The 22,558-nt window shown below is 63.3% G+C and carries 19 protein-coding genes and 4 pseudogenes; 16 read left to right on the top strand and 7 right to left on the bottom strand.

What is annotated here, in order from left to right:
* The first annotated feature begins 150 nt into the window (after positions 1-150).
* From JO965_RS47265 to JO965_RS47245, 5 genes are all read left to right on the top strand, one after another.
* A complete protein-coding gene (locus JO965_RS47265; RefSeq protein ID WP_203448184.1) occupies positions 151-3,057 on the top strand; it encodes a calcium-binding protein in 2,907 nt (968 codons plus the stop codon).
* A gap of 32 nt (positions 3,058-3,089) precedes the next feature.
* Entirely contained in the window at positions 3,090-4,919 is a 1,830-nt protein-coding gene (locus tag JO965_RS47260; protein ID WP_203448182.1) for a type I secretion system permease/ATPase, read from the top strand.
* Between the two features lie 49 nt (positions 4,920-4,968).
* Positions 4,969-6,342, top strand: coding sequence for an HlyD family type I secretion periplasmic adaptor subunit (locus tag JO965_RS47255; protein WP_203448180.1), 1,374 nt, complete (start codon positions 4,969-4,971; stop codon positions 6,340-6,342).
* 194 nt (positions 6,343-6,536) lie between these two features.
* On the top strand, positions 6,537-6,935 hold the full coding sequence (locus tag JO965_RS47250) for a hypothetical protein (RefSeq protein WP_203448178.1): 399 nt from the start codon (positions 6,537-6,539) through the stop codon (positions 6,933-6,935).
* A 96-nt stretch (positions 6,936-7,031) separates the two neighbouring features.
* Positions 7,032-7,373, top strand: a complete 342-nt coding sequence (locus tag JO965_RS47245) for a GGDEF domain-containing protein (RefSeq protein WP_246777355.1) — start codon at positions 7,032-7,034, stop codon at positions 7,371-7,373.
* On the opposite strand, the pseudogene JO965_RS47240 reads toward JO965_RS47245, so the two are convergent.
* Positions 7,339-7,611: pseudogene (locus JO965_RS47240) on the bottom strand (IS3 family transposase); the annotation flags it as partial. The gene JO965_RS47245 and the pseudogene JO965_RS47240 sit on opposite strands and share 35 nt — an antisense overlap.
* 381 nt (positions 7,612-7,992) lie before the next feature.
* Complete coding sequence (locus JO965_RS47235; protein ID WP_203448176.1) at positions 7,993-9,087, bottom strand: IS1595 family transposase; 1,095 nt, start codon at positions 9,085-9,087, stop codon at positions 7,993-7,995.
* A gap of 93 nt (positions 9,088-9,180) precedes the next feature.
* Between JO965_RS47235 and JO965_RS50005 the strand changes: the two are divergent.
* From JO965_RS50005 to JO965_RS47200, 7 genes and pseudogenes are all read left to right on the top strand, one after another.
* Positions 9,181-9,264: pseudogene (locus JO965_RS50005) on the top strand (4Fe-4S dicluster domain-containing protein); the annotation flags it as partial.
* Positions 9,265-9,294: 30 nt separating this feature from the next.
* Positions 9,295-10,029, top strand: a complete 735-nt coding sequence (locus tag JO965_RS47225) for a CoA transferase subunit A (protein WP_203448172.1) — start codon at positions 9,295-9,297, stop codon at positions 10,027-10,029.
* A complete protein-coding gene (locus JO965_RS47220) occupies positions 10,029-10,700 on the top strand; it encodes a 3-oxoacid CoA-transferase subunit B (RefSeq protein WP_203448170.1) in 672 nt (223 codons plus the stop codon). Before JO965_RS47225 ends, JO965_RS47220 begins: the two co-directional genes overlap by 1 nt.
* A gap of 327 nt (positions 10,701-11,027) precedes the next feature.
* On the top strand, positions 11,028-11,960 hold the full coding sequence (locus JO965_RS47215) for a 3-keto-5-aminohexanoate cleavage protein (RefSeq protein WP_203448168.1): 933 nt from the start codon (positions 11,028-11,030) through the stop codon (positions 11,958-11,960).
* 163 nt (positions 11,961-12,123) lie between these two features.
* Positions 12,124-13,323 (top strand): ABC transporter substrate-binding protein, encoded by a 1,200-nt coding sequence (locus tag JO965_RS47210; protein WP_203448166.1) that lies wholly within the window; start codon positions 12,124-12,126, stop codon positions 13,321-13,323.
* 110 nt (positions 13,324-13,433) lie between these two features.
* Positions 13,434-13,562, top strand: a pseudogene (locus JO965_RS47205) (SDR family NAD(P)-dependent oxidoreductase); the annotation flags it as partial.
* Between the two features lie 716 nt (positions 13,563-14,278).
* The gene (locus JO965_RS47200) at positions 14,279-15,715 is read left to right on the top strand and encodes a homospermidine synthase (protein ID WP_203448164.1); all 1,437 of its coding nucleotides are present in this window, start codon (positions 14,279-14,281) and stop codon (positions 15,713-15,715) included.
* Positions 15,716-15,859: 144 nt separating this feature from the next.
* On the opposite strand, the gene JO965_RS47195 is transcribed toward JO965_RS47200, so the two are convergent.
* The 4 genes from JO965_RS47195 to JO965_RS47180 form a co-directional block, all read right to left on the bottom strand.
* Positions 15,860-16,165, bottom strand: a complete 306-nt coding sequence (locus JO965_RS47195; RefSeq protein WP_203448162.1) for a hypothetical protein — start codon at positions 16,163-16,165, stop codon at positions 15,860-15,862.
* A 120-nt stretch (positions 16,166-16,285) separates the two neighbouring features.
* A complete protein-coding gene (locus JO965_RS47190) occupies positions 16,286-16,501 on the bottom strand; it encodes a hypothetical protein (RefSeq protein ID WP_203448160.1) in 216 nt (71 codons plus the stop codon).
* A 17-nt stretch (positions 16,502-16,518) separates the two neighbouring features.
* The gene (locus JO965_RS47185; protein WP_203448158.1) at positions 16,519-17,418 is read right to left on the bottom strand and encodes a CBS domain-containing protein; all 900 of its coding nucleotides are present in this window, start codon (positions 17,416-17,418) and stop codon (positions 16,519-16,521) included.
* Positions 17,419-17,853: 435 nt separating this feature from the next.
* On the bottom strand, positions 17,854-18,366 hold the full coding sequence (locus JO965_RS47180) for a helix-turn-helix domain-containing protein (RefSeq protein WP_203448156.1): 513 nt from the start codon (positions 18,364-18,366) through the stop codon (positions 17,854-17,856).
* 647 nt (positions 18,367-19,013) lie between these two features.
* On the opposite strand from JO965_RS47180, the gene JO965_RS47175 reads away from it, so the two are divergent.
* Together JO965_RS47175 and hpf are read left to right on the top strand one after the other, a co-directional pair.
* A complete protein-coding gene (locus tag JO965_RS47175; protein WP_203448154.1) occupies positions 19,014-19,202 on the top strand; it encodes a hypothetical protein in 189 nt (62 codons plus the stop codon).
* A 340-nt stretch (positions 19,203-19,542) separates the two neighbouring features.
* Positions 19,543-19,890, top strand: a complete 348-nt coding sequence (hpf, locus tag JO965_RS47170; protein WP_203448152.1) for a ribosome hibernation-promoting factor, HPF/YfiA family — start codon at positions 19,543-19,545, stop codon at positions 19,888-19,890.
* Positions 19,891-20,008: 118 nt separating this feature from the next.
* Here the strand turns inward: hpf and rnk (JO965_RS47165) are convergent.
* A pseudogene (rnk, locus tag JO965_RS47165) lies at positions 20,009-20,410 on the bottom strand (nucleoside diphosphate kinase regulator); the annotation flags it as partial.
* A gap of 540 nt (positions 20,411-20,950) precedes the next feature.
* Between rnk (JO965_RS47165) and JO965_RS47160 the strand changes: the two are divergent.
* Both JO965_RS47160 and rnk (JO965_RS47155) read left to right on the top strand, forming a co-directional pair.
* The gene (locus tag JO965_RS47160; RefSeq protein WP_203448150.1) at positions 20,951-21,496 is read left to right on the top strand and encodes a PTS sugar transporter subunit IIA; all 546 of its coding nucleotides are present in this window, start codon (positions 20,951-20,953) and stop codon (positions 21,494-21,496) included.
* A gap of 557 nt (positions 21,497-22,053) precedes the next feature.
* A complete protein-coding gene (rnk, locus tag JO965_RS47155) occupies positions 22,054-22,482 on the top strand; it encodes a nucleoside diphosphate kinase regulator (protein WP_203448148.1) in 429 nt (142 codons plus the stop codon).
* Positions 22,483-22,558 lie beyond the last annotated feature (76 nt).

Below are 22,558 nucleotides of genomic sequence, written 5' to 3'. Positions count from 1 at the left end.
CCTTTCGGCGGATGGGCGTAGCGCGCAACCGGGGCGCATACGCCTGATGATGGCTAACCTCATAGCGCCGTAGATAGGCGCCGAGGCCGGCCCCTAAGATGCCCCAGAATTTTTTCTTGCATGCCGCAAAGGCGATGAGGGAAGCGAGCTATGGCAAAGAAAGTCAAAGTGGTGAGCAAGTCGTCCGGCGACAAGGCCAGCGATGCGGCGGTAGTCCCGAACCCGGCCCCGGTCACGGATGAATCCTTGGCCTCGGCGGCCGCCCCGGCACAGCGCCTGTCCTCGGTCGCGGCGGTGCAGACGTTGGCCGTGCCGACCTACCAGGACGTCGTCCTGAGCGATACGGCCAATACCCATCAGGTCACGGCGGATGGGTCGTTCAGGGTGCGGGGCAACGGGGGCAACGACACCATCACGGTCGCGGCGGGCACCACGGGAGCCGATTACCTGGACGGCGGGACCGGGAACGATCGCCTCACGGCGGCGGCAACGGACGACATTCTCGATGGCGGGGTCGGCAACGACACGCTGAGCGGCGGGGCCGGCAACGACACCCTCATCGGAGGCGCCGGAGCGGACTCCCTCGTCGGCGGTGACGGCATCGACACGGTCGACTACTCCGCCTCGTCGGCCGCGGTCTTCATCACGCTCCCGAGCAACCCGAACATGACCGCGCGGGGCAGCGGCGGCGACGCGACCGGGGATGTTCTCTCGGGTATCGAGAACGTCACGGGTTCCGCCCACAAGGATACCCTCACCGGCAACGGGCTGGCCAATCGCCTCGTCGGCGGCCTGGGCGACGACGTCGTGCGCGGCATGGAAGGGAACGACGAGCTGTACGGCGATGTGGCGGGCGATGATTCGCCTGTCGGCGGCAACGACATCGTCGACGGCGGCAACGGTGACGACACGCTCCATGGCGGGGGCGGCAACGACACGCTGCTCGGCAGCTTCGGCAACGACAGCCTCTACGGTGGAGCCGGGGACGACATGCTCAACGGCGCGAACGAGGACGACCTCCTCGACGGCGGCATCGGCAGCGATCAGCTCTATGGCGGCATCGGCAACGACACGTTGGTCGGCAGCGACGGCGCTGACACCCTCAACGGGGCAGGCGGCAATGATCAGCTCCAGGGGGACGAGGGCAACGACGACCTCAACAGCGGCGACGGCGACGACACCGTGCTCGGCGGCACCGGGAACGACACCATCATGGCCGGGGCCGGCAACGACTCAATCGATGGCGGTGAGGGCGACGACACCATCAACGGAGGCTCCGGTGCTGACACCATCACCGGCGGCGCCGGCATCGATACGGTCGACTACACGGGCGGCGGTGCGGTCGGGATCGACCTCGGCAACGGCGCGGTCAGCGGCGCGGCTGCCGGCGACGTGCTGACCGGCATCGAGAACGTGATCGGAAGCGGAGCCGACGACATCATTTTCGGGGATTCCGCCAACAACGTCCTCACCGGAGGGGGCGGTGCGGACCGCCTGGTCGGCCAGGGAGGCTTCGACACCGCGGACTACTCGGGATCGGGCGCGGGCGTGATGATCCAGTTGAATGCCACGGCCGAGGATCCGACCGCCGCCGGGACCGGCGTTGGAGGGGATGCGGCAGGGGACCAGTTGCAGCTCATCGAGCGCGTGGTGGGGTCGGCCTTCGCCGATACCCTGCTCGGAGGCGGGCTTGACGACGTCCTCGTCGGCGGTGTCGGGGCCGACGTCCTCACCGGCAATGGCGGACGCGATACCGCGGAGTACTCCACCTCTTCGGCGGGCATCAGCATCATCCTGGACGCGGCGGGGACGACCATCGGCTCCGGCGGCGAGGCCGCAGGGGATCAACTGACCGGGATCGAGAGCCTGATCGGTTCGGGCTTCGGCGACACGTTGGGCGGAAGTGCCGACGGGAACCGTCTCGACGGCGGTGTCGGCAACGATCTCCTGATCGGCAGCCAGGGTGGCGATACCGTCATCGGCGGGGATGGCATCGATGCGGTCGACTACTCCGGGTTTGCGGAGGGTGTCTCCGTGCGGGCGACGACGACGGCGGAGACGCTGGCGAGGCTCAACGGCAGCACGGTCGTCGACATCATCAGCGGCGTCGAGAACGTGATCGGCACGGATTTCGGGGATGTCCTGTTCGGGACCGAAATCGGGAACCGATTGGAGGGGCGAGGCGGCAACGACCTCTTTCACGGCGGGGCAGGCGCTGACGTCCTCATCGGCGGCGACGGCACGGACACGGCGAGCTATGCCCAGTCCGGGGCAGCGGTCACGGTCGACCTGAGCATCACCGGACCTCAGGTCGGCGGTGATGCCGCGGGTGACCTGCTCAGCACGATCGAGAACCTGGTCGGATCGGCGTACGGCGACCTCCTCATCGGTAACGACGGCAACAACCAGCTCGACGGGGGAGATGGCAACGACGTCCTCAGGGGCGGCGCGGGTGTCGACACCATGTTCGGCGGCAACGGCATCGACACGGTCGACTACTCGACATCCACGGCCGCCGTCGGCGTCGGACTCTCGAACACCTTCACGCCGACCTCGGGTTCGCTGGGACAAGGCGGACATGCCGCGGGCGACTTCATCTCGAGTTCGATCGAGAACATCATCGGATCGAATTTCAATGACACCTTGCAGGGCAACGTCGTGGCCAACACACTCATCAGCGGAGGCGGTACCGACGTCCTGCGGGGCGGTGGCGCGGCGGACATCCTGGTCGCGAACGGGGCAACGCCAGGAACCTCGGTCAGGTCGCTTTACGGCGAAGGGGTCGCGAACAACGGAACCGCGGGAATCGACACGTTCGTGATCCAAGCGGGCGCAAACTACATCCTCGATTACCAGATCGGCGAGGACATCGTGGTGGATGCCAGCTACAGCGCCGTGCTCACCACGTTCAACAGCGCCTATGCGCTCCGATTGAACGGAGCCGACTTCACTCTCTTCGTCAATCTGGGCACCAATCTCGCGACGGCTCAGCAGGCTGCGGCGTACATCACCCAGAACGACATCTTCATCGACCCCAACTTCGACTTCATCGCCTGAGGTCACAGCGGGAACGCCTCGGAGATGCATGAATGGCGATGAAACGATCCACGGCGCAGCGGCGCCAAGCAACCGACCTACAGCAGGCGCTCGCCGCCTGCCGTTCCACCGCATGGGTGCTGGCGGGGTTCAGCCTGGTCATCAACCTGCTCATGCTGACGTCCCCGCTGTACATGATCCAGGTCTACGACCGGGTCCTGACCTCGGGCAGGCTCGAGACGCTGGCCATGATCACCCTGATCGCGGCCGTGTCCCTGATGCTCCTCGCGGCGATCGACACGCTGCGGTCGACCGTGACGGCGCGCATGAGCATCTGGTTCAACGACCGCCTGGGCCCGGTCGTCCTCGAGAATGGCGTGCGCGCCAGGCTTCTCGGAGAAGGTTCGGGCGGGCAGGGGCTACGCGACATCTCCCAGATCCAGGCGTTCATGGCATCGCAGGGACTGACGGTGTTCTTCGATGCCCCGTGGACACCGGTCTTCCTGCTCGTCATCTGGGCATTGCATCCGACACTCGGGATCATGGCGGCGGGATCGGCCGTGGTTCTCCTGGGACTGAGCGTCGCCAACGAGTATGTCACTAGGAAGCCGAACGCCACCAGCAATGTGGCGCAGATCGCGGCCTCGCAGCAGGCCGAGGCAACGATAAGGAACGCGGAGGTCGTCAGGGCCATGGGCATGCTGCCGATGCTCACCGAGCGCTGGCGCCGGACCAACCAGGCGGCCTTGATGGCGACCCTGCGGTCGGCCGAACGGGGCGGCATCCTGCTGGGGATGACAAAGTTCGTCCGGTACTTCGTGCAGACGGCCATCCTCGGCCTCGGCGCCATGCTGGTCCTGAAGAGCGAGATCTCGGGCGGTGCGATGATCGCCTCCTCGATCCTGCTCTCCCGTGCCCTCGCCCCGGTGGAACTCGCGATGACCTCATGGCGCCACTTCGGCAACGCGCGCATCGCCTACGCCCGCCTCAAGGCGCGGTTGCAGGCGTTGCCGCCCGAGAGCGAACGCATCCGCCTGCCGACCCCGCTCGGGCATCTGAGTGTCGACCATGTCAGCTACGGCCCCGCCAATGCGAAGGCTCCGGTCCTGCAAGGTGTCTCGTTCAATGCCAGGCCGGGCGAGGCGATCGCCGTGATCGGTCCATCGGCCGGCGGCAAGAGCACCCTGTGCCGCCTGCTCGTCGGGATTGCCCTGCCGAGCGCGGGCAAGATCCGCCTCGACGGCTCCGAGCTGGGACATTGGGATCCCGACCAGCTCGGCCAGCACATCGGATACCTGCCACAGGACGTCGAGCTGTTCGCGGGGACGGTGGCGGAGAACATCGCCCGTTTCCACCCCGACGCCGACGATGACTCCATCATCGCCGCCGCGACCCTGGCGCATGCCCACGAGATGATCCAGCAGCTCCCGGAGGGCTACAAGACGCAGATCGGCGATGCCGGCGCGAGGCTCTCGGGCGGGCAGCGTCAGCGCATCGGCCTTGCCCGCGCCATCTACGGCAATCCGCGGCTGATCATCCTCGACGAGCCGAACGCGAATCTCGACCAGGCGGGCGAGTCCGCGCTGGCGGCGGCCGTGAGCGAGCTGAAGGAGCAGGGAGCGGCCCTGATCATCGTCGGCCATCGGCCCTCGACCCTGGCACAGGCGACCAAGGTCCTGCTGCTGCGCGACGGAAAGGTCGAGCTCTTCGGGCCCCGCGACGAGGTGCTCCAGCGCATGCGTGGGGCGAGCACGGGCGGGAAGTCGACCCCGGTCCCGATGCACAAGCCGGCCGCCGTTGCCCGGCATGGCTTGGCCGCCGTGGCTTCGGCATTGCAAACGACCCCGGATGAACCCGATGCGACACGCAGCGATGCCTCATAGGCGGCAGACGGAGCGGACGGCGCAATCTCTTGTACGAGGCAAATGACGGATGAGCACTGGACAGCTTCTTGCGAACCCGAATGAACGGCAGGTCAGGTGGCTCCGTTCCGCGCGCGCTGACGATGCCGCGTCATTGCGGGACGGCATCCGCCGACCGATCCGGGTCGCCTTCGCGTTGAGCCTGATCTACTTCGTGGGCTTCGGCGCGTGGGGCGCCGTCGCGCCGATCGCGGGTGGCTCGGTGGCCCCGGGGGTCATCAGCCCCGACGGCAGCCGGAAGACGGTCCAGCACCTGGAGGGCGGGATCATCGGCAAGCTGCTCGTCCGCGACGGCGACGAGGTGAAGGCCGATCAACCGCTTCTCGTGCTCGAGAACATCCAGCCCAAGGCGACGCACGACATGCTCGCGTCGCAGTACCGGACGCTCCTGGCGACCGTCCTGCGGCTTGAGGCCGAGCAGGCCAACAGCGCGACCTTCGCGGTCCCGCCGGAGTTCCAGGGCGACATGAAGGACGCCAGGGCGGCGCTTGTGATCCGTGCCCAGGGCGACCTGTTCAGGGCGCGCCGGGAAACCCACCTGGCGCGGAAGCGCGTCCTCGCCCAGCGCATCGAGCAGCTCGAGGAGCAGATCAAGGGGTTCGAGGCCCAGGCCGGGAGTGCGGCCCGCCAGTTCGCATTGATCTCCGAGGAACTCGAGGGCAAGGAGGAACTCCAGCGCAAGCAGATCATCGCCAAGCCGGAGGTCCTGCGCCTGCAACGCATGCAGGCCGAGATCGATGGGCGTCGCGGTGAGTACCTGTCCAACATGGCGCGCTTGAGGCAGCAGATCGGCGAGACCCAACTCGAGTCCCTGTCGCTCGATGCCGAGCGGTCCGACCAGATCGCGTCCCAACTCGTGCAGGCCAGGGCCGAGCTGGCATCGGTGCGCGAACGCCTCTCGGCCAGCGAGGACATCCTGAAGCGCACGGTGGTGACGGCACCCGTCTCGGGCAGCGTGGTGAACATGCGGTTCACGACCGAGGGCGGCATCGTACGCCAAGGCGAGGCGATCCTCGACGTCGTGCCATCCGAGGATGCCCTGCTGATTGATGCGCGGGTGCCCGTGGTGGACATCGACGTCGTTCACGAGGGGCTCTCGGCCCAGATCCACCTGTCGGCGTTCTCGAGCCGCGGTTTGCCCCGCATCGAGGGAAAAGTCCGTTCGGTGTCGGCGGACCGGGTCATCGACGAGAAGGCGGGTCAGGCCTATTACCTGGCGCGGGTGGAGGTGGACCGTGAGCAGCTCCGCCGCCTCGACGCGAGCCTCGAACTGGTTCCTGGAATGCCCGCCGAGGTCATTATCGTCACCCGCGAGCGGACGATGTTCCAGTACCTGTTCGAGCCGTTCTTCGACGCCTTCCGCCGCAGCTTCAGAGAGGTGTGATCGGATGTTGATTACGTTGGCACTCCGTCTTTGCGAATCCATGTGCCGCACGAGGGCGTCCATCCTGGTTGCGATATCCACCCGGAATCAGTTGAAGCCCGTTCGGACCGAATGCGGCATCCCGGTCCGGCCCTGCCCGCAGGGAGTTCCGTTCTCCAACAAGAATGTCGGAGCAAGAACCATGAGGGACCGAGATGGAGCTGGATGACCCGTTTCCGTTACATTTGTTCACCAAGACCGTGAGGGAGTCGATCCTGGACGAGTTCTCCGGTCGGAACCCGAGTGCCAGGGACATTCTCAGCATTCCCGAACATGAGTGGCTCAAGGTTCCGGGGATGGGGCCGAAAACGCTGACGAGGATGTACGAAATCATCGTCCCTTCCGGCACCCGCAGGGAGAATGGCGGTGGCAATGGTGGGGAACGATGGACAGACACCGAACTTAGGGTCAAGTTCCATCGGCTTGCCGACCAGCATGAGAACATCCAGAGGGAACTCGCGGAGATGCGGCCCGAACTGTCGATGATCGCAAGAGAGTTACGGCTACGGGTGAGTCGAGCTTCAGGAAAATATCCGCGGGATCATGATTGTTGATTGCTATGATGCCATGGCCCGATGTGGTTGGAATGGTCTTGGCAGGGTCGCTCACGTTGACCTCCTTTTCGCCTGCCCCGAGGGGGTGATCCGTGTGTGCCAGCTCTCAAGGCATCCCAGACCGATCAGCTCACGGGATTGCCGAACTGCCGCCAAATCCTAGGACTGCTCGACGAGGCGCTCGCCGCCAACGAGGATACGGGATCCGGCTTGTGCGTTGCCGTGATCGACATCGACCACTTCAAGGCTATCAACGATGCCCATGGGCACGAGGCGGGCGATGCCGTCCTTGAGCATTTCGCGCGCTCCTGCCGAGAGAAGGTGCGGGCCCAGGATGATCTGGGCCGGACCGGCGGCGAGGAATTCCTGCTGCTGATCTTCCCCCGATTGCGCGGACACCGGGTTAGTTCATTTTCCGCTCGGCCTGTTCGGGTGTGAGATACCCGAGCGCCGAGTGGATGCGCTGCCGATTGTAGTAGCTCTCGATATAAACGAACAGGTCCCGTCGTGCCTCCTCGCGGGTCGTCCAACGACGCTGATGGACCAACTCGACCTTCAAGGAATGGAAGAAGGATTCCATCGGGGCATTGTCATAGCAGCAGCCGGTCCGGCTCATCGATGGCTTGGCGCCCATGCGAGCCAGTTGCTGGGCATACGCCTCAGCCGCGTATTGGGCGGATTCAACCGGTCGTCGCAACACCAACGAATTGGAGATTGCAATGACCGTTGGTAAGCGCGCATCGGATCGATGCACCCGAGAGAAAGAGCGTTCCCCAGGGCGTCCATCGGCATGGCAGCGTGATGAGCGCGTCCGTTTCTGGCAAGCTATTGCCTTGGGGCGTTCGAGCGAGGAGGCTGCGTTGGATGCCGGAGTATCCGCCCCGCTCGGTCCACGCTGGTTTCGAGGTGCAGGAGGAATGCCACCGACACATCTGGCTCCATGGGCGAAGCCGCGAACGGGGCGTTATCTTTCCTTCCGAGAACGGGAGGATATTGCACTGGAGCTTGCTAAAGGGGGGTCAGCGCAAGATCTGTTCCTGATTATACGCCGGCATTATCAACCAAAGACAGCTACTTTCGAGAGAAGGTCGATGCCGCCGGCTTTCGTTCGGCGCATCTCGCGTCCAACCGCTGAGCGGAACACGGCTGGAAGTTGAAGTGCAGGCGGTACTCTCGCCCACAAGGTCTTGGTGACCTGCCGCCCCTTGCGTGTGCGACGGGGTGCTTGGCCCGTGACGACACGCTGCGCCCAGCGAAAGCCAATCTCGTTGAAGTAGAGGTCCGCCAAATGCGGACTGATGTGATGGAATACGCCTGAGACGGTGCGGCGGATCCGGTCGTTGAAGCCCTCCGCCGAGTTGATGTGAACCGAACCACGCGCATACTCGCGAGCCTTATGGTGGACCGTGTCGTGGGCCGCGAAGGCGCTGCCAAGGGACACAAACGCCTTCCACTCATCGCTCATCAAATGTGCGCTGGGCTCGACCGCCTCCGTGAGAACCCGATCGGCCTCAGACTGCGAAAGGTCCTCAATCACCGCTGCCCGAACCTCGCCAGATCTTGCGCCGACGCTCACATCCGGCGGCCGCTGCACGGCCACGAGTGCCGGTGTTTTCAAGGTTTTCGGCTCACCTTTACGTCCACGGCCGGGTGGAGAATAGTTCGGATCCCGCCGCGGCTTGCCGCCCACATAGAGGCTGTCGATCTCGACCACACCATCAAGGGCGTGCTCGCGTCCGACCATCAGACGCAAGGCGTGGCCCATACGCCAGGCCGTCGGCTGGCTGACGCCAAGCGCTTCCGCCAGACGGATGGAGGAAATCCCCTTGTCCGACTGCAGCATCAGCCAGAGGCCAGAGAGCCAAGTCCGCAAAGGGAGTTTCGTCGCGTGCAGAGGTGTGCGGGTCGTGACGGTGAACTGAAACCGGCAGGTGCCACTCGAGCATTGATAGAGTCCGGGCCGTGCTCGCTTCCCGCTCTCCCGGCTGGTCAGAGCGATAGAGCGGCGATAGCCACAGGCAGGACATATTCGACCACCGGGCCAGACCATCGCCTCGAGCAATCGCCGGCAATGGTGTTCATCCCGGAAGGCTCTCACCATGTCCGGAACGGTGATGATCCTCGCCAGCACCTCGCGTACAGACAGATCCATGCTGACCTCCCGATCCCGCTAACGATCACGGGGTCAGAATCTCACGCAAAAGCTTAGCTGCAAAGGAAAAGCTGTCTTTGGTTGATAATGCCGACCTGCGATATCAAGGATCCGAACCAGAACATCAACTGGACCACGCCCGAGGGCGGTGGCGGGCCGAATTACGTGAATATGTGAGCATTCTAGTACACCTCGGGAGACGATTGAATGGATAAGGTTTACAGCGATGCGCGTGCAGCGCTGGCCGGCGCGGTCAAGGACGGCATCACCATCATGGCGGGCGGCTTCGGCCTGTGCGGCATTCCGGAGACGCTGATCGAGGCAATCCGTGATTCGGGGGCGAAGGGCCTGACCTTCATCTCCAACAATGCGGGCGTGGACGGCATCGGCCTCGGCCGCCTGCTCGAGACCCGCCAGATCCGCAAGATGATCTCCTCCTACGTGGGCGAGAATAAGCTGTTCGCCCAGCAGTACCTCTCCGGCGAGCTGGAGCTGGAATTCAACCCGCAGGGCACGCTGGCCGAGCGCATCCGCGCCGGCGGCGCCGGCATCCCGGCCTTCTACACCAAGACCGGCGTCGGCACGCTGATTGCCGAGGGCAAGGAGGTGCGCGCGTTCAACGGCGAGCAATACGTCATGGAGACCGGCCTGTTCGCCGATATCTCCATCGTCCATGCCTGGAAGGGCGATCGGGAAGGCAACCTCGTCTACCGCAAGACTGCGCGCAACTTTAACCCGATGATGGCGACCGCTTCGCGCCTCACCATCGCCGAGGTCGAGCATCTGGTCGAAGCCGGTGAGATCGACCCGGATGGCATCCACACGCCGGGCATCTTCGTCAAGCGCATGGTGCATGTGCCGAACCCGGTCAAACACATCGAGCAACGCACGACCCGCAAGCGCGCCGAGGCCGCGCCTGCCGGAGCAGGAGAGGAAGTCTGATGGCCTGGACCCGTGACCAGATGGCCGCCCGTGCGGCCAAGGAGCTGCGCGACGGCTTCTACGTCAATCTCGGCATCGGCATTCCGACGCTGGTGTCGAACTACATCCCGAAGGGCATGCGCGTGCAGCTGCAGTCGGAGAACGGCATGCTCGGCATGGGCCCATTCCCCTATGAGGGCGAGGAGGACGCGGACCTGATCAATGCCGGCAAGCAGACGATCACCGAGCTGCCGACCACGAGCTATTTCTCGTCTGCGGATTCCTTCGGCATGATCCGCGGCGGCCATATCGACCTGTCGATCCTGGGCGCCATGCAGGTGGCCGAGAACGGCGATCTCGCCAACTGGATGATCCCGGGCAAGATGGTGAAGGGCATGGGCGGCGCCATGGATCTGGTGGCGGGCGTCAAGCGCGTCGTCGTGGTCATGGAGCATGTGGCCAAGGCCAAGGACGGCTCGGAGGATCCCAAGCTCCTGACGGCGTGCAACCTGCCGCTCACCGGCACCGGCGTGGTCGATCTCGTGATCACCGATCTGGGCGTGTTTGCCATCGACAAGAAGGGCGGCACCGGCATGACCCTGATCGAGCTCGCCGACGGCGTCACCCTCGATGAGATCAAGGCCAAGACCCAGGCCGAGTTCAAGGTTGCGTTGAACGGCGGCCAGCGATGATATGGCCTAAGGTAGGCTGTTCCATCGTTGGCCTTCTCGAAAATGTGGATCAGCTTTCCCGAATGTCGCCTTCTGGCACCCCCGGACCAAAGAGCTTGGTCTGCTTTGGCGCCTAAAAGCCGACCTTTGTCGAGCGACCGGAATGTGAATGTCTGACCCAACTGGGCTCTTCGAGACCATTCCGTTGCCGTCCTCGTCGCAAGATTTGAACTGTGAGCCTGCTTGGATCGTCCTTGTCATAACACTCTATGGACCGGCGCCTGCCGCCCGGCATACCTTTGCAATCCTTCTTAATCAACGAGGCGGCTTCCGGCCCGGGAGGTTTCAATGAAGCGATCCGATAAAGTCATCATCAGCTGTGCGATCACCGGATCCATCCATACCCCGAGCATGTCACCCTATCTGCCGGTCACGCCGCAGCAGATCGCCGAGAGCGCCATCGACGCGGCCGAGGCCGGTGCTGCGATTCTTCACCTGCACGCCCGGGATCCGCAGACCGGCCGGCCGACGCAGAGCCCTGAGGTGTTCGGGCAGTTCCTACCGGCCATCAAGGAGGGCTGCAATGCCATCGTGAACATCACCACTGGCGGAGGGCTCGGGATGTCACTCGATGAGCGTCTCGCCGCGGCCAAATGGGCGCAGCCCGAGATCGCCTCGATGAACATGGGATCGTTCAACTTCAACATTTCGGGTGCCAGTGGGCGCATCGCATCGTTCAAGAACGATTGGGAAAAGCCCTATCTGGAGATGACGAAGGACTTCATCCTGTCCAATACGTTCGCGCAAATCGAGCGGGGAATGACCGAACTTGGCGCCCTTGGCACCCGCTTCGAGTTCGAGTGCTACGACGTTGGCCACCTCTACAATCTCGCCCATTTTGCCGATCGTGGGCTCGTGCAGCCGCCCTTCTTCGTGCAGGCGATCTTCGGGATCCTCGGCGGCATCGGGCCTGAGCCGGAAAACCTTATGCACATGAAGGCGACCGCCGACCGCCTCTTCGGGAATGACTACTACCTCTCCATCCTGGCCGCCGGCCGCCACCAGCTGCCGTTCGTGACCATGGGCGCCATCCTTGGCGGTCACGTGCGCGTGGGCCTGGAGGACAATCTCTATCTGGGCAAGGGCGAGCTCGCGCCATCCAATGCCGACCAGGTCCGTAAGATCCGCCGCATCCTGGAAGAGCTCTCCCTCACCGTCGCAACTCCGGACGATGCGCGCAGTATGCTCCAAACAAAAGGACCAGATTACACTGCATTCTGAGCGAGGTGGCTGAGCCCGGCGGCCAACGGGCTATCGCAGAAGAGACGGCGGCCATACAGGCCCCCAGGCACTTCGCCGCCAATGCAAGGTGCGAGGTTGTTGCCCGCCTTTTCAATCGTTCCCATGCATGCCTAAGATGGATGTCCTAAACAGGGAGGAAACAATGAAGACGCGTTACGTTCTCAGCGCTCTGGTCGCTATAGCCCTGACAGGGGCGGCGCAGGCGCAAACCTCTGTCAAGTTGGGCGTCCTGAATGACCGGTCCGGGGTCTACTCGGACCTGACCGGCGAAGGATCGGTGATCGCGGCGCGTATGGCCGCTGAGGACTTCAAGGCCTCCGAGAAGGGCATCAAGGTCGACATCGTCGCGGCAGACCATCAGAACAAGCCCGACATCGGTGCCAGCATCGCCCGGCAATGGTACGATCAGGAGGGCGTCGACGTCATTCTCGACGTCCCGACCTCGTCCGTGGCGCTCGCCGTGAACGGCATTACCCGGGAGAAGAACAAGATCCTGATCAATTCAGGCGGCGGCACCTCGGACCTGACTGGATCCCAATGCTCGCCCAACACCGTTCACTGGACCTATGACACCTGGGCACTCGCGAACGGCACCGGCAGTGCAATGGTCAAGCGCGGTGGGGATACCTGGTTCTTCGTCACGGCCGATTATGCATTCGGCCACGCCCTTGAGCGTGACACGGCGGCCTTGGTCACAAAGGCCGGCGGCAAGATTGTCGGCACGGTGCGCCATCCCTTTCCGGGCCAAGACTTCGCATCGTTCCTGCTGCAGGCGCAGTCATCGGGAGCCAAGGTGATCGGTCTTGCGAATGCGGGCGGTGATTTCACCAACACGATGAAACAGGCGGCGGAATTCGGAATCGTCCAGGGCGGCCAGAGCCTCGCCGGGCTCCTCGTCTTCATCACCGATGTTCATTCGCTCGGTCTTCAGGTGGCTCAGGGTCTGGTCATGACTGAGGCCTTCTACTGGGATCAGACTGACCAAACCCGGGCCTGGGCGAAGCGCTTCGCCGACAGGAACGGCGGCAAGATGCCGACCATGGTCCATGCGGGCGTCTACGCTGGCGCGCTGCATTACCTCAAGGCTGTCGAAGCTCTGAAGGGCAAGGACACGGCGAAGGTCATGGCCAAGATGAAGGAGATGCCGACCGACGATCCGCTGTTTGGCAAGGGCATGATCCGTCAGGACGGTCGCAAGATCCACGACATGTATCTGTTCGAGGTCAAGAAGCCAAGCGAATCCAAGGCGCCTTGGGACCTATACAAGCATCTCGCCACGATCCCGGCCGATCAGGCCTTCCGGCCCCTGAACGAAGGCGGCTGCCCGCTCGTGAAAGGCTGATCGCAGCAGTTGCAGACGGGGCCGGGTAACTCTGGTCCCGTCTGCTCACGGAGCCATCCAAGATCGCTCGTCACGACGAGAGACCGCTTCGGCAATGGAAAGAGGCAGCAATGGATTTAGGTATTCAGGGTTTGCGCGTTCTCGTGACCGCGGGCGCCGGCGGTATCGGCTTGGAGATTGCCAGGAGCTTCGTCCGTGAGGGCGCAAAGGTGCACATCTGCGACGTCGATGATGCTGCCTCCTATGGACATCTAAAGTGAGAAAATGCACCGCTCATTGTCTTACTATTGATGTCCAGACCCATTAGAAACCCGATACTCTCATTCCAAGATGTCAACTGACACGTGCCGTGCTTCATCTCCATTTCAGCGACAGATTGTCGACCGAAATGACATGGTAGACTTCGACCGACACCGGCTCATCAGGAGACGCAGTGGCCTTCGCGGCAACTGCCTATGCTTCCAAGGATGTCTAGGTGCAAAGCTAGGACGCTTGATACCCGCCGAAAGGCGATGATAGCACGCCGTTGTTCGAATTTGGCCCATTTGACTTTCGTGTGGAAGCTATTAGGTTGCCCCACGTCATGTCGCGCTTCGCACGCTTCCGTCGCTGCCTGCACCGAGCAGGAAAACTAATCGCGGGCCATTAGCCCCGAGCTCGAAGTGTTTTACCCGAGCTCGGGTGCTGAAGATCCTGATCCTTCCGCCCATTCGATAGCGTCGGTTGTTAACCGTCTGGATCCTGGCATATCAGGCATTTCTTTGCTCTGCCCTCTTCTCGCTTTGCCATGTGATTCGGGGCATCGCGCGGCCTTTGCATCCGTATCCATCGACGGATAAGCGATTTGCCACTTCTCCAGGTAGCTCTTCTGACACGTTCGTCCGCGGGCGCTCGCATCGCAACTTTTTGATCGCCGCTCCCGAGGGGAGGGTGAGAATTATGGATAAAAATCGAGATGAAGTACGAGCCCTGGCCGATTTACGGTGGGATCAATGGTCCCGTCGTCATGATTGGTTTCGGATCAATTGGAAAAGGCATGTTACCGCTGATCCAACGCCACTTCGAGTTCGAGAAGAAACGATTGTTCGTCGTGGATCCCAATGATGCCTACCGGCCCATACTCGACGAGAACGGCATTCATTTTGTCCATCAGGGCTTGACCCGCGACAATTACCGAGATGTGCTAAAGCCCCTTCTGACGGAAGGCGGCGGTCAAGGCTTCTGTGTGAACTTGTCGGTGGACACGTCCTCGCGTGACATCATGGAACTCTGCCGGGAGATCGGCGCTCTGTACATCGACACAGTTGCGGAGCCTTGGGCCGGATTCTATTTCGACAAGAGTGCAGGTCCGGAAGCACGCACAAATTACGCGCTGCGCGAGATCATCCTTGATGCCCGCCGCCACAACCCCGGCGGAACCACAGCCGTGTCGTGCTGCGGCGCCAATCCTGGGATGGTCTCATGGTTGGTGAAGCAGGCCCTGCTCAACGTCGCCAAGGATACCGGTCTTGAGCACGAAGAGCCGAAATCCCGCGAGGATTGGGCGCGTCTCATGCAGCGTGTCGGCGTGAAGGGCATCCATATCGCCGAGCGCGACACGCAGCGGGCGACCTCCGAAAAGCCGATGGGTGTGTTCGTAAACACGTGGTCTGTAGAGGGTTTCGTATCGGAGGGCCTTCAGCCGGCAGAACTCGGTTGGGGGACCCACGAGACATGGATGCCGGAGAACGGGCGCACCCATGATAAGGGCTGCCAAGCGGGGATCTATCTGCTTCAGCCTGGCGCTGATACCCGCGTGCGTTCTTGGACCCCGACTGCTCAGGCACAGTATGCCTTTCTGGTGACCCACAACGAAGCCATCTCGATTACGGATTTCTTCACGGTGCGTAAGGACGGCAAGGTCGTCTACCGGCCCACCTGCCACTATGCTTATCACCCTTGTAACGAGGCTGTCCTGTCGCTGCACGAGATGTTCGGAAAAGCTGGGCGCGCCCAGGATAAGTTCCACATCCTTACCGAGAGCGAAATCGTCGACGGTATCGATGAATTGGGTGTTCTCCTCTACGGCCACGGCAAGAATGCCTACTGGTACGGCTCGCAACTTTCCATCGAGGAGACCCGGAAGCTGGCACCGAACCAGAATGCGACCGGTCTTCAGATCACGTCCGCCGTGCTGGCCGGAATGGTCTGGGCCTTGGAAAATCCGGATGCCGGGATCGTGGGGGCGGACGATATTGACTTTCGCCGCTGCCTTGAAGTGCAGACGCCCTATCTTGGGCCAGTGATTGGCGTCTACACCGATTGGACGCCGCTTGATGGCCGTCCGAGCTTCTTCCCCGAAGATATCGATATCTCGGATCCGTGGCAGTTCCGGAATGTGTTGGTGCAATAGGCATCGGTGCCGACCTTGAGGGCGCTCGCCCTCGAGGCTCATTGCATCCAAGGGCCGCAAGCACATCGACGGCCGGTGCGGCTAGGATCGAACGGTTCTCGAGTCGGTGGCCCGAGTTGCCTATGCTGACCGGCTGAAGAGCTGCTAGCTGCAAATTTCCTGCCGAATCGCGGTGCGCAGCATCCGCCTCGATAATCTCCGGTCGAGCACAGGCAGCTCCGAAAAGCGCATGAGGGGGCGTATGAAAGTCGCGCCGTCAACTACACATGACCGACACGGGATCACTGGCGGGGAGGTTTCTTCCAGCGCCGAGTCGAGCCTTCGGTCGAGATCCGCTGGGTTGTTGGTGGTCGCGTCGATCACGTCGTGACGCATTGGCCTGCGCTCAACCGGCGTGGTGCTCAATGCGGGATTGCCGTGGGCTGTCCGAGTTTCAGTACGTTTCATCATCTTCTCCATCGGTTGTGCCTGTGGAGGGCAAGCATTGTGGGCAGGCACGACATCCCCGGCGTGATGTCTCCCGCGGAGACGGCCGCCACGAGCGGGTACAGACGCAAGGGGCTGCGACCCTCATGGCAGCGATCTCCTGGACCTCGGGGCGCCTTGCCCTGCGCGGCACCCTTGGAACGTGTCCCAGGACACCCATGCGGCGAAGCCGAGAACCGCCATGCCGTAGATGCCGAGAACCCTCCCGGACTCGATTATCATCGCCCCAAGGGCGCCGAGCACCAGGCACACGCCACCGAACAGGATGGCAGCCATGAGGATTGCACGAAGGCGCGTCATCGGATTGTCCTCCGGGATCACGAAATGGAGCGACGTCGCAGGATCATCCGGTCTTGAATCGACCGGATCCCCGGCGTGTTCTCGGCGGCAACCAGGATCGCCTCGCGTTCGGCCGCCGAGTCCACAAGCCCGGCAATGTCCGCGTTCCCACGGTGCACCGAGATGTGGATGAGCCGGTGAGATGGCGTCAGCCCCTTCACGCGGGCCATCAGGTCCCGCAGGATGATGTCGTCCGTGAGAGGGTCGGCGAACAGGGGAGCGCGGTGGCGCGCCACCGCCTTGACGAGATCGCTGCGGCTGACAATGCCGACGAGAACGTCTCCGCGGACAACGGGAAGCCGCTTGAGATGCCGCTTCTCCATGACGTCGGCGACGTCCGCGAGCGTCATGTCCTCGGTGGCCGTGACCACCTGCGATGTCATGACGTGCCGCGCCTTGCGGCCGTGAGCCCGGACGTAGTCGGATGCCTCCGCACTGATGTCGGCAAAGACCTTGGCCAACCGGGAACGCCGGCGCTGGGTGCCGATCTCGGCCCGGCGGATCAGGTCGCCCTCGCTGACGATGCCAAGAAGGCTTCCATCGGCGCCGACCACCGGCACGCCGCTGATCCGCTTGCCGGCCAGCGCGCCGGCGATCTCGCTCACTGGCGTGGCCGTCGAGACGGAGACCACGTCGCGCGTCATCACATCCGCGACGGTGAGCGGGGGCGGTGCCTTGCCTACGGGTGGAAGCTGCGACTTGCAGCCCTCGCCGTGGGGCCCGCCCTGCGTCGAGCGGCCAAGGGATTCCCGCCTCAGGCGCCACGGCAACAGCGTGATATGGCCGTCGCCGTCCGGAACGGGCGATGGGCCAAGGGCCAGCGATGGCAGCAGGTGCGGCGACAGCGGCTCAGGTGAGCGGCGACAGCTTGTGGTCATGTCTTCTCCTCCGCGCGGCGCAGCATGCAGAAGGCTGAGAGACGATCCTGACGGGGCGCATGCCGCGCCGGCCCCTCAAAAGGGGCGTCATCGGTCCGAGGGTTGTTCAGGAGTCGTCATGGCCCCGAATGGCGGCCGCCGCGATGGGGCAGGCCGGCCTTCGGGGTTCAGTGGCCTGCTTGGAGGCGACCCGCGCGAAGGTTTGAAAGGTGACACAGCGTAATCATGATGTCTTTGATGTAGGTACATCCTGGACGAAATCAAGTATTGAAAGCTGCTTCGAAATGTCCGTGGAACCAGTAGATGAATTCGCGGCGACCGAAGAGTATGCATGACACGCCTCGGGCGATCATTAGAATCGTTCCTTGCTGGACAGCGTGTCGAATACTTGCCTCGGCTTCGTCTGCCTCGCGGAGAGTTGCTGAATGCCGGGCGTCAGGGACGATAGGGATGCGCCTTCGCCAACACGGCGTGCGCGGCCCTGATCCAGTGCCTGAGCCGACCCGCATCCTGTCGGTTGAACGCGGCGCGCCGCTTGAGGTCGTCAAAGGTGTCGTCACGGCAGACCCGCTTGAACAGCTCGCGGGCCAGCGCCTCGGCGGCCGTCGGCACGCGCGCCATGGTGCGCTGGCTCGACAAGCGTTGTGCATGACTGGACATATCGCTCTCCTTCACATGATGACAGGTGCCGGCTGCACCTGGCATCTGCGTGCCTGATGCAGCCAGCAGCCTCTCATCGTGCGCCTGCTGGGTGTATTCCCGCGCAATGCGGCTCACGGTGCTGGGACTCAGGCCCAGGCGGATCCCGATGGTGGCGTAGTTCAGGCCCTGCGCCTTGAGTGTCATGATGCGCTCGGTCCGCTTCCCGGTCTCGTCCCGACGCCTGGCCCGCTCCTCGGGCGTGGTGACCCGGTAGCTCAAGGATCTCTTCTTCGATTCTTTGCTCATTGCACTCTGCCGCACCGCAGCTCCCGATCTTCGACGTCACCATGGGCTGGCCAAACCATGTTTCGACGGCGCGCGGTCGCGACAGGCGCATCGGACGCGTCGCAGATCAGCCCATGGCTGAGCCAACGTGCAAGCACGGTGAACAAGGCATCGCATGGGACGTCGATGCGCCCGGATCTCGGCCTGGTTGAACGTCGGATAGGTTTCATCACCCCGGGCCCGCGCGTCTTAAGCGCCGGACCGCGGGGTTACTGGCCTGCGACCAGGGTTCCGGCGCGGCAAAGGCCGCGATGATGTCTCGGAAACGTCAACATAACGCAGCAAGCTTAAGACGGCGGGACGCTTTGTCAAACGTTGCCTTCTGTCGCGGCCCTCAGCCTTGACACTGGAGTTGGCGCAACCGACATTGATGAGGTCATGCCCACGATCCGTACCGTTTCCGCTCTGCGCGCAGGCCGTCTCAAGACGGGATCCTGAGCCCCGGACGTCCTTAGTCCGGGGCTGATTGGCACACGGCAAAAACCCGAACAGCCATAAGCTCACTGTCATCCATCGCGTGGATTGATCCGGCGCGTGCGGGTTTCCTTGCAAATACGATCAAAGCGTCAGGAGCGGCAGCCTCGCTGAGGTTGCCGAATGGTGAGGTCATGTCCATCGCATTCCTTGCAACCTTCATCGCGCTGACCGTTGCGCAACTCGTCTTCTGGGATAGCCTGGGCAAGACGTTCGGCTACGCGGCGTCAATCAGCATCATGGGGCTTTGCGCGTCCATCACGCTGATCCTCGCGGCCTATGTCGCCGCGACGCACACGTCCCGTCCGGGCAGGAGCCTGTAGGTGGGATTTCCACGAACCCGAAGTGCATGAACGATGGCGAGACAACGTTCGCTTTCCCGCCGCGGCCCCTGCACACGACAACAACAACGACTTCGTCGAGCCAAGGCTCGCGACAGGAGGGTGATGATGCTGAGGCGCGTGCGTCGGGCCGTCTGCAGCATCTGCAAACGCAGTTTGCCAAGGGCTGCGGCCCGGTGCCCTTGGTGTTCCTATGGAACCGATGAACCGGCCAGACCCAACACTCCACGACGTCCGGACGACAGGCACCCGCTGCGGTCGATGAGGCGCGCGCCTCATCAGGAGAATTCTCACCGCGCGATCCCATGAAGGAGGCACACCCATGAAGCCAAGTGACGCAAGCAGAGCGATCAAGATCAACGGTACCAACATCGACCTTGGTGAGGCCCTGCCTCATTACGTGCAGGAAAAGCTCCTGCATGTCGCCGGAACGTACTTCGGGCGCTTGAACCATGCGACGGTTGGGTTCACGCGCGATGGGCACTCGTACTGCTGCACCATTAACATCCAGGTGAGCAATCTCAGGATGATCATTGCCGAGGCGTCCGCCAGCGGCTGCCATCAGGCGTTTGACCTGGCGCTTGGAAAGGTCGACAAGCAGCTGCGCCGAACGAAGCGCCGGATGATCGATGCCACCCGCGGCCAGATGTCGGCCCCGGCGCTGGCTTAAGCCTTTGCCGGGCCGGAGGATGCCTCCGGCCCGGTGCGACGCTAAGGCACCTCCACGCCAGCTCGCTTCGTATCGCTGCTTTTGCCTCACTCTCATGACGGGCTCTGGACGCGTTCGCGCGCTCGGGTTGATGAACCACGCGGATGACCTGCAGCGTCCGCCGTACACCCGTGGCGCTGCGCCATTGGAACGACTGCCCCTCAGCCAGGCCGATCAGTGCTGCGCCGAGCGGCGACAGCACGGAGATGCGCCCCGCGCCGGCATCCTCCTCGCCCGGATAAACCAGCATCGCACGCCGGACCTGGTCGGTGATCCCGTCGCGGAAATCAAAAACCGAGTGCATGGAGATCACGTTCGCAGGAAGGCCGGCAGGACTCACCACCCGTGCCCGTTCGAGCTCCGCGGCGAGGACCTGCGCGGATGGTGGCGCCCTGCGGATCCGCATGCCAGCCGAGGCGATCCTCTGCAGCCGGAGATGGTCACTCGAAGAAACGGTTGGGGTAACGCGGGATGAGGACAACTTATACTCCTGAAGCAGATATCGTCCAGGCGGACCAGGTGCCTGGACACATTCCGGGATCAGCCGAGATCCGGATCGGGGAGCCGTTCATCGGCTGATGCATGATTGCTGGTTGGCAAGAGCTCCCGGGGCAAGACAGGCGTCTTGCACCCGGCTCAGGAGCCTGAGGCGCAGCGGGTCGCGTGGATGTCGGTGGGATGAGGGGTAACGAGCCTTGGCATGGTGTGCTCACCATAGATTGAATCGGCACCAGTTCAAGCGAATGGCATTTATGCGTGGGAGTAATTGCACGGCGATGTGTCGTGGGACGGACCTTAAGGATAGCCGCCTGTGTGAGCTTGAACTTACCGCGCTGACAAGCGTTGCCTTAACGTCATGAATGCACGCTTCCTCATGCAGCACATGCTGTTCCGGACAGGACCTCTCCAAACGGGCGCGTAAGCCCGGGCGGCGCACGCCGCCCGGGGCAGTTGTCCGTGTCCTGTTCCTGAGAATGTGAGGCGGCCCAAGATCCGGCCGGCATTGATGATGGCACCCACCATGATGGCATCCCTGATTTCTCCTGCGCGCATGATCCCGCGCCTGCGCGCCCGCGACATTCGGCATGTTGTCGACGAACTCGCCCGTAGTGCGGCGGGATCGACTTTGAACAAGGACATGGTCCGACACGCGGTTCTGGAGCGTGGCCAGGCGTCTACCTTCGGCTTCGGGCGCGGCGTCGCGATCCCGCATGCTGCGATCCCCGGCCTCGACAGCCCCCTCGGCGCCTTCGCGCGTGTGAAACCTGCGCTGGACTTCGGTGCCGCGGACGACATTCCCGCCGATCTCGTGTTTCTGCTGCTGAGCCCTGATGGTGATGATCCCATGCATTTGCGGGCCTTGGCTCGCGTGGTGCGCCGGTTGCGTGACCGCGATGTTGCGGCGCGTCTCAGATCCGCGAAGGATGCGGAGGCCATCCACGTCGTGCTGACGAGCGATGCTTGGCGTGAGCCCGATGATGAACGTGGGACAGGACATACCGCCACACTGCGCGCCGGCGATTTGACAAACACGGCAATGTGTACCAGCATCAGCGTATTATGTTGAGCTTTGCACAATATCATCGCGGCCTGCACCGGTCAGGTAACCTCATCGCGGGCCAGTAGCCCCGAGCTCGACGCGTATCCGCGCCCCGAGTTCGGGGCACTGCAAGATCCCTCCATCTTTGCAAATCTTGTGAGGCCGGCTGCTGAGGCATCCGGTGCGGCGGTATGCTTTATTGCTCCTTCAGGCTGGTGTTCCGCTTGGCGGAGCACAACCGATTCCTGGCGGCGGGCGCCGAGCCCGATCTGCCGGCGGAAGAGTCGTATCTGGAGCTGGGGCCCATTGCGCCCGAGTTCCTGACGCGGACGCTCCGACCAACCTCAGCTTCACCCCCATCCGGCGCAAAGGAGGCCGTGTCATACACCAGTCCCCGAACGAACCGACATCCAAGCCCGACCCGCGCGGAGAGGAGCTGCCGGGCGGAAAGGTGGTCCAGCCGACGCCGCGGCGCCGGCCCGCGCCGGAGAGGCTCCCCGATCCGCCGCAGGGCGATGACGACGATCCCGGACCAAGCGCCGCATGACCAGCGCTGGCGTCCACAACAGAACAGGAGACCAGAGATGACGAAGAGAACCACTGGCGGCGCCAAGCCCCGCATCACCCTGACAGCAAATGACCACGAGAAGCTCTCGGTGCTCGCGAACGCGGCCGCGCATACCATGCCCGAGATCGCAGCCGAGCTCGCCGATGAGCTCGACCGCGCGCACGTGCTGCCCAAGGGACGCCAGCCCGTCGACACCGTCTGCATGGGCTGCGAGGTCGACTTCCGCGACGACACCACCGGTCGGGTACAGACGGTAATCCTCGTCTACCCGAACGAGGCCGACATCTCAAAGGGGCGCATCTCGGTGCTCACGCCCATCGGCACCGCCCTGATCGGACTTTCCGTCGGCAAGTCGATTGATTGGACCACGCGCACCGGGGACTCCAAGCGGCTCACGGTGCTGCAGGTGCGTGAGCCTGCTGCCGCGGAGCTCCAACCCGCGTAAACGCGCATGCCTCGTGCACACCATACGACCAAGACGCCACGCGGCCCTTGTCAGCCGCGTGGCCCACCCTTGCATT

The organism is Microvirga sp. VF16, assembly GCF_016864375.1.
Lineage (GTDB): Bacteria > Pseudomonadota > Alphaproteobacteria > Rhizobiales > Beijerinckiaceae > Microvirga.
Note: the sequence above shows the minus strand (reverse complement) of the source record. Positions and strands in the feature narration are given on the sequence as shown.

Coding starts and splice junctions, on each gene's coding strand:
- JO965_RS47265 (WP_203448184.1), top strand. CDS start 151: ATGGCAAAGAAAGTCAAAGTGGTGAGCAAGTCGTCCGGCGACAAGGCC.
- JO965_RS47260 (WP_203448182.1), top strand. CDS start 3,090: ATGGCGATGAAACGATCCACGGCGCAGCGGCGCCAAGCAACCGACCTA.
- JO965_RS47255 (WP_203448180.1), top strand. CDS start 4,969: ATGAGCACTGGACAGCTTCTTGCGAACCCGAATGAACGGCAGGTCAGG.
- JO965_RS47250 (WP_203448178.1), top strand. CDS start 6,537: ATGGAGCTGGATGACCCGTTTCCGTTACATTTGTTCACCAAGACCGTG.
- JO965_RS47235 (WP_203448176.1), bottom strand. CDS start 9,087: ATGGATCTGTCTGTACGCGAGGTGCTGGCGAGGATCATCACCGTTCCG.
- JO965_RS47225 (WP_203448172.1), top strand. CDS start 9,295: ATGGATAAGGTTTACAGCGATGCGCGTGCAGCGCTGGCCGGCGCGGTC.
- JO965_RS47220 (WP_203448170.1), top strand. CDS start 10,029: ATGGCCTGGACCCGTGACCAGATGGCCGCCCGTGCGGCCAAGGAGCTG.
- JO965_RS47215 (WP_203448168.1), top strand. CDS start 11,028: ATGAAGCGATCCGATAAAGTCATCATCAGCTGTGCGATCACCGGATCC.
- JO965_RS47210 (WP_203448166.1), top strand. CDS start 12,124: ATGAAGACGCGTTACGTTCTCAGCGCTCTGGTCGCTATAGCCCTGACA.
- JO965_RS47200 (WP_203448164.1), top strand. CDS start 14,279: ATGAAGTACGAGCCCTGGCCGATTTACGGTGGGATCAATGGTCCCGTC.
- JO965_RS47195 (WP_203448162.1), bottom strand. CDS start 16,165: ATGATGAAACGTACTGAAACTCGGACAGCCCACGGCAATCCCGCATTG.
- JO965_RS47190 (WP_203448160.1), bottom strand. CDS start 16,501: ATGACGCGCCTTCGTGCAATCCTCATGGCTGCCATCCTGTTCGGTGGC.
- JO965_RS47185 (WP_203448158.1), bottom strand. CDS start 17,418: ATGACCACAAGCTGTCGCCGCTCACCTGAGCCGCTGTCGCCGCACCTG.
- JO965_RS47180 (WP_203448156.1), bottom strand. CDS start 18,366: ATGAGCAAAGAATCGAAGAAGAGATCCTTGAGCTACCGGGTCACCACG.
- JO965_RS47175 (WP_203448154.1), top strand. CDS start 19,014: ATGTCCATCGCATTCCTTGCAACCTTCATCGCGCTGACCGTTGCGCAA.
- hpf (WP_203448152.1), top strand. CDS start 19,543: ATGAAGCCAAGTGACGCAAGCAGAGCGATCAAGATCAACGGTACCAAC.
- JO965_RS47160 (WP_203448150.1), top strand. CDS start 20,951: ATGATGGCATCCCTGATTTCTCCTGCGCGCATGATCCCGCGCCTGCGC.
- rnk (WP_203448148.1), top strand. CDS start 22,054: ATGACGAAGAGAACCACTGGCGGCGCCAAGCCCCGCATCACCCTGACA.